Origin of the sequence: Cellulosimicrobium sp. NPDC057127 (assembly GCF_042670945.1) — a bacterium.
In the GTDB taxonomy this organism is placed as follows: Bacteria; Actinomycetota; Actinomycetes; order Actinomycetales; family Cellulomonadaceae; genus Cellulosimicrobium.
Genome location: NZ_JBHUUP010000017.1, coordinates 54868 through 69806, shown reverse-complemented (window position 1 = coordinate 69806; position 14939 = coordinate 54868). Strand labels below are relative to the sequence as shown.

General features: G+C 74.0%; 8 protein-coding genes. 2 read left to right on the top strand and 6 right to left on the bottom strand.

The features are described from left to right. Positions 1-101: 101 nt before the first annotated feature. The 4 genes from glgB to ACFTZA_RS15265 form a co-directional block, all read right to left on the bottom strand. Entirely contained in the window at positions 102-2327 is a 2226-nt protein-coding gene (glgB, locus tag ACFTZA_RS15280) for a 1,4-alpha-glucan branching protein GlgB (RefSeq protein WP_378196669.1), read from the bottom strand. Positions 2328-2394: 67 nt separating this feature from the next. Further along, positions 2395-3831, bottom strand: coding sequence for an aminoglycoside phosphotransferase (locus tag ACFTZA_RS15275; protein ID WP_378196666.1), 1437 nt, complete (start codon positions 3829-3831; stop codon positions 2395-2397). Positions 3832-3871: 40 nt separating this feature from the next. Then, positions 3872-5662, bottom strand: coding sequence for a maltose alpha-D-glucosyltransferase (treS, locus tag ACFTZA_RS15270; protein WP_378196663.1), 1791 nt, complete (start codon positions 5660-5662; stop codon positions 3872-3874). Continuing rightward, entirely contained in the window at positions 5659-7722 is a 2064-nt protein-coding gene (locus ACFTZA_RS15265) for an alpha-1,4-glucan--maltose-1-phosphate maltosyltransferase (protein WP_378196659.1), read from the bottom strand. Before ACFTZA_RS15265 ends, treS begins: the two co-directional genes overlap by 4 nt. A 195-nt stretch (positions 7723-7917) precedes the next feature. Between ACFTZA_RS15265 and glgP the strand changes: the two genes are divergently transcribed. Beyond that, entirely contained in the window at positions 7918-10551 is a 2634-nt protein-coding gene (gene glgP, locus ACFTZA_RS15260; RefSeq protein WP_378196656.1) for an alpha-glucan family phosphorylase, read from the top strand. A 201-nt stretch (positions 10552-10752) separates the two neighbouring features. Then, positions 10753-11775 carry a hypothetical protein gene (locus ACFTZA_RS15255; protein WP_378196653.1) on the top strand — a complete coding sequence of 341 codons (1023 nt, stop codon included), beginning with the start codon at positions 10753-10755 and terminating at the stop codon, positions 11773-11775. A gap of 33 nt (positions 11776-11808) precedes the next feature. On the opposite strand, the gene ACFTZA_RS15250 is transcribed toward ACFTZA_RS15255, so the two are convergent. Together ACFTZA_RS15250 and ACFTZA_RS15245 are read right to left on the bottom strand one after the other, a co-directional pair. Continuing rightward, positions 11809-13011 carry a hypothetical protein gene (locus ACFTZA_RS15250; RefSeq protein ID WP_378196650.1) on the bottom strand — a complete coding sequence of 401 codons (1203 nt, stop codon included), beginning with the start codon at positions 13009-13011 and terminating at the stop codon, positions 11809-11811. Positions 13012-13123: 112 nt separating this feature from the next. After that, a complete protein-coding gene (locus tag ACFTZA_RS15245) occupies positions 13124-14860 on the bottom strand; it encodes an FAD-binding dehydrogenase (protein ID WP_378196647.1) in 1737 nt (578 codons plus the stop codon). Positions 14861-14939 lie beyond the last annotated feature (79 nt).

Genomic DNA, 14939 nt, shown 5'->3' with positions numbered 1-14939 from the left:
GGGTCGTGGCGGGCCTGGCGGGAGCCGCGAGGCACGAGCGGCGGATGGTGGACCCGGCGCCCCCACCCCACCCACCACCCAGGGTGAGCGCGCGAGGACGCTTACGCCGGCACGAGGTACAGCACCCCGAGCGGCGGCACGCGCAGCCCGGCGGAGTGCGCACGCCCCTTCCACGGGACCGCCTCCGCCCGCACCTCGCCGAGGTTCCCGACGCCGGACCCGCCGTAGACCTCGGCGTCGGTGTTGAGCACCTCGCGCCATGCGCCGTCGCCGGGCAGGGGGAGCCGGTAGCCCTCGTGGGGCGTCCCGGCGAAGTTCACGACGACGGCGACCTGGCTGCCGTCGCGACCGCGCCGGAGGAACGCGAGGACGTTGTGGTCCGCGTCGTCGGCGTCGAGCCACTCGAAGCCGGCGGGGTCGTGGTCGAGCTCCCAGAGGGCGGGGGTGGCCCGGTAGAGGGCGTTGAGGTCGCGGACGGTGCGCTGGATGCCGGCGCGGCCGGGGTCGGCGGCGAGGCCGTCCCAGTCGAGCGAGCGGCCCTCGTTCCACTCGGTGTGCTGCCCGATCTCGCTGCCCATGAACAGCAGCTGCTTGCCGGGGTGGGACCACTGGTAGGCGAGGAAGGAGCGGACCCCGGCGCGCTTCTGCCAGTCGTCGCCGGGCATCTTGCCGTACAGCGAGCCCTTGCCGTGCACGACCTCGTCGTGGCTGATGGGCAGCACGAACTGCTCGGAGTACGCGTACACCATGGAGAACGTGATCTCGTGGTGGTGGTAGCGCCGGTTGATGGGCTCCTCGGCGACGTAGCGCAGGGAGTCGTTCATCCAGCCCATGTTCCACTTGAGCCCGAACCCGAGCCCGCCGGCGGAGGTGGGCCGCGTGACGCCGGGCCAGGCGGTGGACTCCTCGGCGATCATCATGACGCCGGGGGTGCGCCGGTAGGCGGTGGCGTTGGCCTCCTGGAGGAACGAGATGGCCTCGAGGTTCTCCCGTCCGCCGTGCACGTTGGGGTGCCACTGCCCGGGCCCGCGCGAGTAGTCGAGGTAGAGCATGGAGGCGACGGCGTCGACGCGCAGCGCGTCGACGTGGAACTCCTCGAACCAGTAGGTGGCGTTGGCGACGAGGAAGTTGCGCACCTCGTTGCGCCCGAAGTCGAAGACGTAGGTGCCCCAGTCGGGCTGCTCGCCGCGCAGCGGGTCGGCGTGCTCGTACAGCGGCGTGCCGTCGAAGCGGGCGAGCGCCCACTCGTCGCGGGGGAAGTGGGCGGGCACCCAGTCGACGATCACGCCGACGCCGGCCGCGTGCAGGGCGTCGACGAGGTGGCGCAGCTCGTCGGGGTGGCCGAACCGGGAGGTGGGCGCGTAGTAGCCGGTCACCTGGTAGCCCCACGACCCGCCGAACGGGTGCTCGGCGACGGGCAGGAGCTCGACGTGCGTGAAGCCCTGCTCGACGACGTACTCCGTCAGCTGCTCGGCGAGGTCGCGGTACGACAGGCCCTGCCGCCAGGAGCCGAGGTGCACCTCGTAGATGCTCAGCGGACCGCTGTGCGGGTCGCTCGACGCGCGTGCGGCCAGCCAGGCGTCGTCCGACCACGCGTGGTCGGACTCGACGACGACGCTCGCCGTCGCCGGCGGGACCTCCGCGCTCTTCGCGAGCGGGTCGGCCTTCTGCCGCCACGACCCGTCGGGACCGAGGATCTCGTACTTGTAGCGTTCGCCGCCGCGCACGCCGGGGACGAACAGCTCCCAGACGCCGCTGGACCCCAGGGAGCGCATGGGGTGGGTGGCGCCCCACCCGTTGAAGTCACCGATGACGCGAACGGCGCGCGCGTTCGGCGCCCACACGGCGAACGCCGTGCCGGTGGTCTCGCCCAGCACGCTCGGGTAGCTGCGCACGTTGGCGCCGAGCACGCGCCACAGCTCCTCGTGGCGGCCCTCGCGGACGAGGTGCTGGTCGACGTCGCCGAGCGTGGGCAGGAACCGGTACGGGTCGTCGGTCGTCGTCTCGTGCTCGCCGTAGCGGGCCCGGACGCGGTAGTCGGGGGCGTGGCGCGCGCCGTCGTCGCCCACCGGGACGGGCACGACGGCGGCCCACACGCCCTCGTGCTCGTGCGCCGCGGGGTGCTCGCCGTCGGTCGTGACGACGACGACCTCGTCCGCGAGCGGGCGCAGCACGCGCACGACGGCGCGCGCGTCGTCGACGTCGGGGACCAGGTGCGGGCCGAGCACGGCGTGGGGGTCGAAGGTGCGTCCCGACGAGACGGCGGCCAGGGCGTCCGGCTGCGCGACGACGGGAAGTGGCGTGGGGGAGGAGTCCGGCCCGGTCATGGGGCAACCTTTCCACGTCTGCGAGCGGCCCACATGGTGAGCCGGAGTGCGGTGGGGGCGGACGCCGTCATCCTGCCCCGGCCAGCAGGCGGTCGACGGCCGCGAGCGGGATGGGCTCCCAGTCGGGCCGGTTGCGCGACTCGTACACGACCTCGTAGAGCGCCTTGTCGAGCGTGAGGGCGCGCACGAGCGCCTCGGTGGTGCCGCTGTCGACGCCGGCGGTGTCCGCGCGCTCGTACGCCTCGAGGAACGCGGTGCGGGCCTGCACGGCCCAGCCGGCGCTCGGTGCGCTGCCCACGGCGGCCGCGTAGTCGAAGGAGCGCACGACGCCCGCGACGTCGCGCAGCGCGAGGTCGGGGCGCGTGCGCTCGGCGACGGGGCGCAGGGGCTCGCCCTCGAAGTCGAGGACCTTCCACCCGAACCGGCGCGCGTGCAGCACCTGGCCGAGGTGCAGGTCCCCGTGCACGGTCTGCAGGCGCGGGAGCGCGTCGGGCACGTGCGCGACGGCGGACAGGCGCTCGGCCGTCCGGTCCCAGAACGCCGTGACGTCGTCGGCGCGCCGCGCGAGCGCGTGGGACGACGCGACCGCCTCGTCGGACCGGCGGCGCAGGTCGTCGACGAGCCAGCGCGCGTCGACGGGCGCCCCGACGCCGAACGCGTCGCGCAGCGCCGCGTGCAGGTCGGCGAGCACGCGTCCGAGGTCGGACGCGAGGTCGGCGAACGACGCGTCCTGGCCCGCGTAGGAGCACGCCAGGTCGAAGCCGTCGCGCGCACCCTCGACGAACTCGCCGAGGACCGCCAGGTGGGCGGACCGCTCGGGCGGTGCCGGCCCGGGGTCGTCGGCCGCGTCCCAGGTCACCTCGAGCCACGCGAGGGGCCGTGGCACGCCGGTCCAGCCCTGGTGCGCGAGGGCGCGCGGGATGGTGACGTCCGGATTGGGTCCGATCGCGATCGCGCGCAGCACCTTGAGCATCGTCCCGCCGGCGGTGGCGGGCAGCAGCACGGAGCTGTTGGACTGCTCGACGGACAGCGCGCGCCCGTCGGCGAGGTCCACGTGCGGGGCGCCGTGCTCGGGAGGCAGGTCCCACATCGCGGCCGCGAGGAGCGCGGCCCAGCAGGCGGGGTGCGCAGCGCCGTCGTGCACCTCCCACGTGGCGCCGTCCTCGACCAGCTCGCCGATCCGGGCCGGGCCGTGCGTCGACGAGCCGTCCGCCGTCGTGCCGTCCGTCGTCGTCCCGGTGGTGGGGACGAGCACGAGCGGCACCTGGACGACGAGGTCGACGCCGTCGCCGACGAGGCGCACGAGGTGCAGGTCGACGCGCGTGCCGGGCGGGACGTCGCCCGCCCCGGGGGGAGGCGGTGCGGGGACGTCGAGCGCGAACGACAGCCAGGGCTCGTGCCGCACCGCGACGCCCTTGACGGGGTACCAGCGCCGCGCGGGCAGCCAGGCGTCGAGCAGCGCGAGCAGGTCGGGGGAAGGAGTGCTCGTGCGCCGTGCCGTCACCTGGTCGCTCCCGTCTCGTCCGGCCGTCCCTCCGGATCCGTCAGTCGTCCTCGGACGGTGGCGCGACCACCAGCCAGTAGAAGTCCCGCGAGCCCCATGTCATCACGACCTCGCCGTCCTCGCTCACGCGCGGGAAGTGCGCGCCGCCGAACACGTCGAGGAGGTCCGCACCGGCGTGGTCGGGGAGCCGGATCGTCGCGGACCGCGCCGTCGCCGACAGGTTCGCCGCGCACAGCAGCGTCTCGTCGGGCGTGCGACGCAGGAACGCGATGACGGACTCGTTGTCGCACTCGAGCGCCACGAAGTCACCGGTGCCGAACCCGGGATGACGACGGCGGACCTTGAGCATGCCGTGCACCCAGTGCAGCAGCGACGTCGACTGCTCGAGCTGCCCCTCGACGTTCACGTACCCGTAGTGGTGCACGAGCGACTGGATGAGCGGCAGGTACAGCTTGCCCGGGTCCGCGGTCGAGAACCCCGCGTTGCGGTCCGGCGTCCACTGCATGGGGGTCCGCACGGCGTCGCGGTCGGGCAGCCAGATGTTGTCGCCCATGCCGATCTCGTCGCCGTAGTACAGGCACGGGCTGCCCGGCAGCGACAGCAGCAGGGCGTGCGCGAGCTCGACCTCCTTGCGCGAGTTGTCCAGCAGCGTCGCGAGCCGCCGTCGGATACCCACGTTGGCGCGCATGCGCGGGTCCTGCGCGTACCACCCGTACATCGACGCGCGCTCCTCGGTGGAGACCATCTCGAGCGTGAGCTCGTCGTGGTTGCGCAGGAACGTGCTCCACTGCGCGCCGGGCGGGATGTCGGGCGTGTCCGCGAGGATCTCGAGCAGCTGGTTGGCGCGCTGGTCGCGGATCGCGTAGAAGATGCGCGGCATCACGGGGAAGTGGAAGCACATGTGGCACTCCGGCTCCTCCTCGGTGCCGAAGTAGTCCACGACCTCGCGCGGCCACTGGTTCGCCTCGGCCAGGAGGATCCGGCCGGGGAACTCCGTGTCGACCATCTGGCGGACCCGCCGCAGGAAGTCGTGCGTGCGCGGGAGGTTCTCGCAGTTCGTGCCCTCCTCCTCGTACAGGTAGGGCACGGCGTCGAGCCGGAACCCGTCGACGCCCATCTGCAGCCAGAAGCGTGCGACGTCGAGCATGGCGTCCGCGACGCGCGGGTTCTCGAAGTTGAGGTCCGGCTGGTGCGAGAAGAACCGGTGCCAGAAGAACTGGCGCCGCACGGGGTCGAACGTCCAGTTCGACGTCTCGGTGTCGACGAAGATGATGCGCGCGTCGGGGTAGCGGGAGTCGTCGTCGCTCCACACGTAGAAGTCGCCGTACGGGCCCTCGGGGTCGGCGCGCGACGCCTGGAACCACGGGTGCTGGTCGCTCGTGTGGTTCATGACGAGGTCGATGACGACACGGATGCCCCGCGCGTGGGCCTCGGTGACGAGCTCGGCGAAGTCCGACGTCGACCCGTACTGCGGGGCGATCGCGGTGTAGTCCGACACGTCGTAGCCGCCGTCGCGCAGCGGCGAGGGGAAGAACGGCGGGAGCCACAGGGCGTCGATGCCGAGCCACTGGAGGTAGTCGAGGCGGTCGATGAGGCCGCGCAGGTCCCCGGTCCCGGTGCCGTCGGAGTCGGAGAACGCCCGGATGATCACCTCGTAGAAGACGGCGGTGCGGTACCACTCGGGGTCGTCGGACAGGCCGGGGCGCGTGTCGGCGGGCGGGACCGGCTGCCGCCGGGGCGGCAGCGCGGCGATCGGCACGGGCGCCGTCAGGGGTGCCACGGGCGCCGGTCCGGCGGCCACGCCGCGCGGTGCGGTCGGCGGCGTCGTCATGCGGGCCTCACGTGGACGACGTGCGCCACCTGGCGCCACGGCTCGAGCCGCACGAACACGTCCTGGCCCCAGCCGTAGCTCTCGCCCGACAGCTCGTCGTGCGCCACGAACGACGGCGACCACGGGTCGTGCCCGTCGGGGGGCAGGGGCAGGCCGAGCGCGGCGAGGTCGAGGTGCACGGTGGACTCCTGGGGGGAGTGCGGGTCGAGGTTGACGACGACGACCACCGTGTCCGCGACGCCCGTGGGCGAGTGCTCGGCCGGGAGGTGCCGCGAGAACGCGAGCACCTGGTCGTTCGTCGTGGGATGCACGGTGAGGTTGCGCAGCTGTCGCAGCGCGGGGTGGTCGCGGCGGACCTCGTTGAGCCGGGTGAGCAGCGTCGCGACGCCGAGGTCGTCGGCGAGCGACCAGTCGCGCGGCCGGTACTCGTACTTCTCGTTGTCGATCTGCTCCTCGACGCCGGGGCGGGGCACGTTCTCGACGAGCTCGTACCCGGAGTAGATCCCCCACGTCGGCGAGCCGAGCGCCGCCAGCACCGCGCGGACCGCGAAGCCGGCCACGCCGCCGTGCTGGAGGTACGGCGGGAGGATGTCGTGCGTCGTCGGCCAGAACGACGGGCGCATGTAGCTCCCCGCGGGGCCGGAGACCTCCTCGAGGTACTCCGCCAGCTCCTCGCGCGTGTTGCGCCACGTGAAGTACGTGTACGACTGGTGGAACCCGATGCGCGCGAGCGTGTGCATCATCGCCGGCTTGGTGAACGCCTCCGACAGGAAGATCACCTCGGGGTTCGTGCGCCGCACCTCGGCGAGCAGCCACTCCCAGAAGTCGAGCGGCTTGGTGTGCGGGTTGTCGACCCGGAAGGCCGTGACGCCGCGCTCGATCCACACCCGCACCACGCGCAGCACCTCGGCGTAGATGCCCTCGGGGTCGTTGTCGAAGTTGAGCGGGTAGATGTCCTGGTACTTCTTCGGCGGGTTCTCCGCGTACGCGATCGAGCCGTCGACGCGCGTCGTGAACCACTCGGGGTGCTCGGTGACCCACGGGTGGTCCGGGGAGCACTGCAGCGCGAGGTCGATCGCGACCTCGAGCCCGTTGCGCCGGGCCTCCTTCACGAACGCCTTGAACGTGCGCTCGCTGCCCAGCTCGGGGTGGATCGCGTCGTGGCCGCCGTCCGCGGAGCCGATCGCGTACGGGCTGCCCGGGTCGCCCGGCAGGGCGGTGAGGGAGTTGTTGCGGCCCTTGCGGTGCGTCGTGCCGATGGGGTGGACCGGCGTCAGGTAGACGACGTCGAAGCCCATCTCGGCGATCGCCGGCAGGCGTCGCGCCGCGGCCGTGAACGTGCCCGAGCGCCAGCGCCCGTCCTTGAGCCGCCGTGCACCCTCCGAGCGCGGGAACATCTCGTACCAGGCGCCCGCCAGCGCGAGCGGGCGGTCCACGCGCAGCGGGTACGTGGCCGACGCCGTGACGTGGTCGCGCAGCGGGCCGCGCCCCAGGGCGGTGCGCACCTCGGGCGACGTCGCCGCGGCGAGCCGGGCGGGCGCCGGCCGGGCGGCGTCGGCGAGGGCCGCCGCGGCGTCCGCGAGGACCCGGGCGTCTGCGGGCTCGCGCGCGACGTCGTCGGCGAGCACGCGCTCGAACAGCCGCACGCCCTCGGCGAGCATGAGGTCGACGTCGACGCCCGCCTCGATCTTCACCGTCGCGTCGTGCGCCCACGTGCCGTACGGGTCGCTCCACGCCTCGACGCGCAGCGCCCAGTCGCCCGTGGTGTCGGGGTGCAGGGTCGCGCGGAACCGGTCGAGGCCGGGCGCGACGTCGACCATGCGGGCCGTGCGCTCGGAGCCGTCCGGCGCGACGAGGACGGCGGTCGCGGCGACGGCGTCGTGGCCCTCCCGGAACACGGTGGCCTCGACGGGGACCATCTCGCCGACGACGGCCTTCGCCGGCCAGCGGCCGCCCTCGACGACGGGTGACACCTCCAGGACGGGGATGCGGCCGACGGGAGCGGCCGGCGTGGGCGACGGGGGACGGAGGGGGGCGCTGGCCGGTGGGGTCGACGTCACACGCACAACGTATCGAGGCCTGCGGGGGGCAGGCACCTGGAGAGGGCGAAAGGTCCTCCCGCGCGGCGCGGGCCGGGTCGGCGTCGCGCCCGCGGGGCGGCTCCGGACGGGTCGGGGTGAAAGTTCACGCAGCCGTCACGGCGGGCTGGCGGCGCGAGCGTGTGCCCGCTCGTGCGGCTGCGTAGTCTCGACCCCGTGAGAGCGATCCGACGTTTCACCGTCCGCACCCTGCTGCCCGCCCCGCTGCGCGACCTCGACGAGCTGGCCCACAACCTGCGCTGGTCGTGGCACGCCCCGACGCGCGATCTGTTCGCCGGGATCGACCCGGAGCTGTGGACCACCGTGCACGGGGACCCGGTCGGCCTGCTCGGCGCCCTCGGGCCGGACCGGCTCGCCGCGCTCGCCGACGACGCGGCGTTCGTCGAGCGCGTGCGCGCCGCGGCGGACGACCTGCACCACTACCTGCAGGACGACCTGTGGTACCAGCAGCGCGCGGCGGACGGAGCCGGGACCCCGGCGACGCCCGACGGCGGGCCGCTGCCCGCGGCCATCGCGTACTTCTCCCCGGAGTTCGGCATCACCTCCGTGCTCCCGCAGTACTCCGGCGGTCTGGGGATCCTCGCGGGCGACCACCTCAAGAGCGCGAGCGACCTGGGCGTGCCGATCGTCGGCGTCGGCCTGCTGTACGGCGCCGGGTACTTCCGGCAGTCCCTCACGCGCGACGCCTGGCAGGTGGAGACCTACCCCCTGCTCGACCCGGACGGGCTCCCGCTGACCCTGCTGCGCGAGGACGACGGCACGCCCGCACGCGTGTCGCTCGACCTCCCGGGCGGGCGCGCGCTCCACGCGCACGTGTGGGTCGCGGCGGTCGGCCGCGTGCCGCTGCTGCTGCTCGACTCGAACGTGCCCGGCAACGACGAGGCGGCGCGCAAGGTCACCGACCGGCTCTACGGCGGCGGCGGCGAGCACCGCCTCCAGCAGGAGCTGCTGCTCGGCGTCGGCGGCGTGCGGGCGCTGCGCCTGTGGTCGCGGCTCACCGGTGCGCCCGAGCCGGAGGTCTACCACACCAACGAGGGCCACGCGGGGTTCCTCGGCGTGGAGCGCATCCGCGAGCTCGTCGAGGGCGGCCTGACGTTCGACGAGGCGCTCGAGGCGGTGCGCGCGGCCACGGTGTTCACCACGCACACGCCCGTGCCCGCGGGCATCGACCGGTTCGGGCGAGACCTGATCACGCAGTACTTCGCCGGGGACATGGCGGTCGACGGGCTGCCCGCCGACCGGGTCCTCGCGCTCGGGGCCGAGGACTACGACGGCGGCGACCCCACCGTGTTCAACATGGCCGTCATGGGCCTGCGGCTCGGGGGCCGCGCGAACGGTGTCTCGCTGCTGCACGGCGAGGTGTCGCGCGGCATGTTCGAGGGCCTGTGGCCGGGCTTCGACGAGCGCGAGGTCCCCATCACGTCGGTGACCAACGGCGTCCACTCGCCCACCTGGGTGGACCCGGCGTTCGCCGCCCTGCAGGCCGAGCGGCTCGGGCTCGACGAGCTCACGGCCGACGGCGCGTCGTCGGGCTGGCTGCGGGCCGGGCGCGAGGGCGCCGGGGACGAGCCCGCGGTGAGCGACGCCGAGCTGTGGGCCCTGCGCCGCGAGATGCGCGGACGCCTCGTCGAGGAGGCGCGGCGCCGTCTGCGCCGCTCCTGGCGCGAGCGCGGGGCCAGCCCGGCCGAGCTCGGCTGGGTCGACGACGCCCTGTCGCCGGACGTGCTCACCATCGGTTTCGCGCGCCGCGTGCCGACGTACAAGCGGCTCACGCTCATGCTGCGCGACCCGCAGCGGCTCAAGGCGCTGCTGCTGCACCCGGAGCGGCCCGTCCAGCTGGTCGTCGCCGGCAAGTCGCACCCCGCCGACGACCAGGGCAAGCGGCTCATCCAGCAGCTCGTGCGCTTCACCGACGACCCCGAGGTGCGCCACCGCATCGTCTTCCTGCCGAACTACGACATCGGCATGGCGCAGTCGCTCTACCCGGGCTGCGACGTGTGGCTGAACAACCCGCTGCGCCCGCTCGAGGCGTCCGGGACGTCGGGCATGAAGTCCGCGCTCAACGGCGGCCTCAACCTGTCCGTCCTCGACGGGTGGTGGGACGAGTGGTTCGACGGCGAGAACGGCTGGGCCATCCCCACCGCGGACGGCGTCGACGACCCCGACCGGCGCGACGACCTCGAGGCCGCGGCGCTCTACGACCTCGTCGAGCACCAGGTGGCGCCCCGGTTCTACGACCGCTCCGACGACGGGGTCCCCGGCCGCTGGCTGGCCATGGTGCGGCACACGCTCGCGACGCTCGGCCCCAAGGTGCAGGCGACGCGCATGGTCGGCGAGTACGTCACGCGGCTCTACGCGCCCGCAGCCGCGGCGGGGCGCGCGCTCGCCGCCGACGGTCTCGCCCCCGCGCGCGAGCTCGCGCGCTGGAAGCGGTCCGTGCGCGACGGCTGGTCGCGCGTGCGCGTCGACCACGTCGACTCCAGCGGCGTCAGCGAGGTCCCGCAGGTCGGGGACCGGCTCACCGTGCGTGCGTACGTCTCCCTCGGCGACCTCGGTCCGGACGACGTCGAGGTGCAGGTCGTGCACGGGCACGTCACCGAGGCCGACGTCATCGAGGAGTTCACCGCGCAGCCGCTCGTGCTCGCCGAGACGTACGAGGCCGGGCGGCACGCGTTCGCGGGCGAGGTCGTGCTCGAGGCCTCGGGCCCGTTCGGCTACACGGTGCGCGTCGTGCCGAAGCACGCCGGCCTGCCCAGCGCGGCCGAGCTCGGCCTCGTCGCCAACGCCTGACGCGCTTGAAGGCGGCAGACGCGAGATAGAACCCGCGGTCGCGAGGTAGAAGCCCTGGAGCTCTACCTCACGACCGCGGGTTCTACGTCGCGACGTAGCGCGCGGCTCGGGGGCAGCGTGGAGCCCTCGAGGCGTCGCGGGTCGTCCACAGGATCGTGACCGGTCCTGTCCGATGCACCAGTGCTCCGCGACGCTGGGCTCGTGAGCACCCACGAGCGCATCGTCCGCACGGTCGATCAGCAGTCCCGACACCTTCCCGCACCCACCGACGAGGCGCCGTCCTCCTCGTGGCTGCCGTCGGTCACACGTTTCTCGCCGGAGCGGCGCGCGGAGATCGCGGCCGCCCTGCGCAGCGGCGCGTTGGTCCGGGCCCGGCAAGGGGTCTACGTGCGCCCACCGCACGGGGCCTCGTCCCCGGCGAAGCGACGCCGGGACGCCGTGGTGACGAGCGCCGTCGCGCTCGCGGAACGGCTCACGACGGACTACTGGTTCAGCCACTCGACCGCTGCGGTGCTGCACGGTCTCTGGACCTGGCGGCTCGCCGACGAGGTGCACGTCACCCAGCTCGGCAACCCGTCGGTGCGGCGCCGGACCGATCCGCGCGTCCGGCGGCACTGGACGGCGCTGGCGCACGACGACCGCGACGAGCTCAGCGGTCTGCCGGTCACGTCGCTCGAACGGACGATCGTCGACTGTGCGCGCTCTCTGCCGCCCGTGGCCGGGATCGTCGTCGCGGACTCCGGGCTGCGTGCCGGGGCGGACCTCGAGCGGATCGGGGTCGTCCTCCAGGCGGCTGCCGGTGGTCGCGGGGTGCGGCGAGCGCGGCAGGTGCTGGCAGAGGCCGACGGTCGCTCCGAGTCGCCCGGGGAGAGCGTGGTGCGATGGATCGCCATCGAGGCCGGCCTGCCTCGTCCGGAGCCGAACCTCACCGTGCCGACATGGCGGGGCGCGTACCGGCTCGACCTCGCGTGGACGGCGCACCGCGTCGCGGTCGAGTTCGACGGGGCCGTCAAGTACTCGGGCGGGGAGTACGGCGACCCGCAGCGCCGGCTCCTCGCGGAAAAGGCCCGTCACGACGCGCTGGTGGAAGCCGGGTGGCTCGTCGTACGCGTGACGTGGGACGACCTCGCCGACTCGGACGTCGTGGCACGCAGGATTCGGTCTGCGCTGTCGACCGCCTTGCGCCGCCGGGATCGCGAGATAGAAGCTGCGGTCGCGAGGTAGAACCCTGCGTGTTCTACCTCGTGACGGTTGGTTCTATCTCGCGGGGGTGGGTGCGGCGGGGGAGGCGGGAGCAGCGGGGGAGCGCTCCCCGGCGTCGAGCAGGTCCAGGTAGCGGGCGCGGGTGCGCAGGACGTCGCGGAGCTGCGTGCCGATGCCGTCGACGAACTCCTCGCGGTAGACCGCGTCGACCTGGACGGAGATGGCGTAGTAGAGCCCGGTGAAGGTCGCGATCGCGACGGACACGCGCAGGAGCGTCTGCGTCACGACGAGCTCGGCCCCATCGACGCCGGGGCCGCCGGCGAGAGCGAACGTGCGCTGCCAGGTGCCGCCCTCGACGTCCCACAGCGCCATCACCTCGGGCGTCACGGTGAGCGTCCCGAGCGCCATGAAGAACACGCCCATCCCGAGGCTCACGACGAGCACCTGAAGCAGCTGGCTCGTGGCGATCATCGCGGCGAGGTTGCCCGTCTGGCGGCGGGTGAGCCGTGCCGCGCGCTCGCTGCCCGGCACGTCGACGGCGGCGTCCGCGAGCGCCTCACGCGCCTCGCCGGGCACACGGAGCGCGACGAACAGGACGATCAGCAGGAGGAAGAACGCGCCGAGCGCGAGGTCGGCGACGCCGTGCGTGCGGTCGAAGACCTGCCACACCTCGGCGTTGTAGAACAGCACGAGCGAGAAGACGAGGAGGAGCGGCAGGAGACGCACGAGCCGCAGGAGCGACGCGCCGAGCTCGTCGGCGACGCGCGCGAGCCCCCACCACAGAGACGACAGGACGCCGTACCCCACGACGACGCGCACGATCCCGAGCAGCACGAGGTTGCCCGCGACGGTGAGCAGCGCCTCGTCCCACTGCCCGCCGAACACGAGGGGCAGGAGCGCGGGCGCGAGGACGAACACGGCGAGCTCCGGCAGCCCGACGGACTGGGGCAGCGTCGACCAGCGCCGGCCGCGCAGCACGTTGACGCCCGCGTACGCGGCGCCGACGATCGCCGCACCGCCGAGCAGGGCGAGCACGTTGGCCCATGCGGGCCAGGCCGTCCGGACGGCGCCCGACAGCTCGGCGAGCAGCACGACGAGCAGGAACGGCGCGGACCGGCCGAACACGTCGCGGTCGAGCGAGTGCCCCTCGACGAGGAGCGGCAGGCCGTTGCGGCGGAAGAACCGCTCGCACGCCGCGGCGTCGAGCAGGGCGGCCTCGGGCGCGGGGGCCGGGGACGCGTCGTCGGGCACGGTCATGGCCGGGACCTTACCGGCGAACGCGAGGTAGAGGGTTCTCGTCGAGGTAGAGGGAGATCGCCCTCTACCTCGCGGGAAACCCTCTATCTCGCGATCGCCCCGGTCTGCACGCTCAGGCGAGCTCGGCCGCCAGAGCGCGGCCGGCGACGCGACCGGAGAACAGGCAGCCGCCGAGGAACGTGCCCTCGAGCGCCCGGTGGCCGTGCACGCCCCCGCCGCCGAAGCCGGCCGCCTCGCCGGCGGCCCACAGGCCGGGCAGCACGGTGCCGTCGGCGCGCAGCACGCGCCCGGACGTGTCGGTCCACAGGCCGCCGAGCGTCTTGCGCGTGAGGACCGACAGCCGCACCGCGAGCAGCGGCCCGTCCTTCGGGGTGGTCAGGGGGCGCGGCGGTGAGACGCGGATGAGCCGGTCGACGCGGTAGCGGCGCGCCATCGCGGTCGCGACCACCTGCGGGTCCTTGCCCAGACCGGTGCGTACCTGCTCGTCGCGCAGGTGGATCACCCGGGCGAGGGCGTCGGGGTCCACGTGCCCGCGCGAGCCGGGCGTGGCTTCGGTGAGCGCGTTCATCCCGGCGGCGAGCCCCTCGGCGGTGTCGGCCCACACGAACTCCGGCGACTGCTCGGCGAACCGCGCCACCGGCCCCACGGCGCCGGGACGCACACGCTGGGCGAGCAGCCGCACGTCCTTGCCGGTGAGGTCGGGGTTCTGCTCGGAGCCCGACAGTGCGAACTCGGTCTCCATGATCGCCTTGTTGAGCACGAACCAGGAGTGGTCGTCACCGCGCCCGGTGACGTGCCGCAGGGCGCCGAGAGCGTCGAAGCCGGGGAACAGCGGCGCGGGGAGCCGGTTGCCGTCGGCGTCGAGCCACAGCGAGCTCGGCCCGGGCAGGATGCGGATGCCGTGGTTCGTCCACACGAGGGAGTGGTTGGCGATGCCCTCCGGGTAGTGCCACATGCGGTCCTCGTGGACGAGGGCGGCGCCCGCGTCGGCGGCGGCGGTGAGCGCGAGGCCGTCCGTCGAGTCGGGCACGCCGGACAGCATGCGGGCCGGGAGCCGCCCGGCCGAGCCGGGCCAGCGCGACGCGACGAGCTCGTGGTTCGCGCCGATCCCGCCGGAGGTGAGCACGACGGCGCCCGCGGCGATCTCGACCTCGCCCACGACGTCGCGCGTGGACGGCGCACCGCGCTCGGCGTCCGACGGCGCGAGGACCTCGGCCCGCACGCCCGTCACGGCGCCGTCGGTCACCACGAGCGACGTGACCCGGTGCCGGAACCGCACGTCGAGCAGGCCCTCGGCCCGGGCGTCGAGCGCGGCGCGGACGAACGGTTCGAGCACCGCGGGGCCGGTGCCCCAGGTGACGTGGAAGCGCGGCACGGAGTTGCCGTGCGCACCGACCTGGCCGTCGGTGCCCGGCTGCACCGGGTAGCCGCCGCGCTCGGCCCACTGGACGAGCGGGAACCAGCGCACGCCCTTGCCGTGCAGCCACGGACGCATCTCGCCGGCGGCGAAGTCGACGAACGCCCGCGCCCACGCGTACCCGTGCCGGTCGGGCCCCTCGCCTCTCTCGGCGCCGGGGGCGAACTGCGCGGACCCGAGCCAGTCGTCGAACGCGAGCTCGGCGCTGTCGCGCACTCCCATGCGCCGCTGCTCGGGCGAGCCGACGAGGAACAGCCCGCCGAACGACCACCACGCCTGGCCGCCGAGGCTCGCCGCGGGCTCTTGGTCGAGCAGGACGACGCGGCGCCCTGCCGCGGTGAGCTCGGTCGCGGCGACGAGGCCGGACAAGCCCGCGCCGACGACGACGACGTCCGCCGGACCGTTCACGTCGGTGTGATCGGTGTCACTCATGCGCGAAGACTAGAGCACGCGCGCCGCCCCGGGCAGGGGTCGCGGGCGGCTGCGGCACGTCGCCTCCGCCTCTGCTCGC

Excerpts from the sequence above, each read along its gene's own strand:
- glgB (WP_378196669.1), bottom strand. The coding sequence starts at position 2,327 with ATGACCGGGCCGGACTCCTCCCCCACGCCACTTCCCGTCGTCGCGCAG.
- treS (WP_378196663.1), bottom strand. The coding sequence starts at position 5,662 with ATGACGACGCCGCCGACCGCACCGCGCGGCGTGGCCGCCGGACCGGCG.
- ACFTZA_RS15250 (WP_378196650.1), bottom strand. The coding sequence starts at position 13,011 with ATGACCGTGCCCGACGACGCGTCCCCGGCCCCCGCGCCCGAGGCCGCC.
- ACFTZA_RS15245 (WP_378196647.1), bottom strand. The coding sequence starts at position 14,860 with ATGAGTGACACCGATCACACCGACGTGAACGGTCCGGCGGACGTCGTC.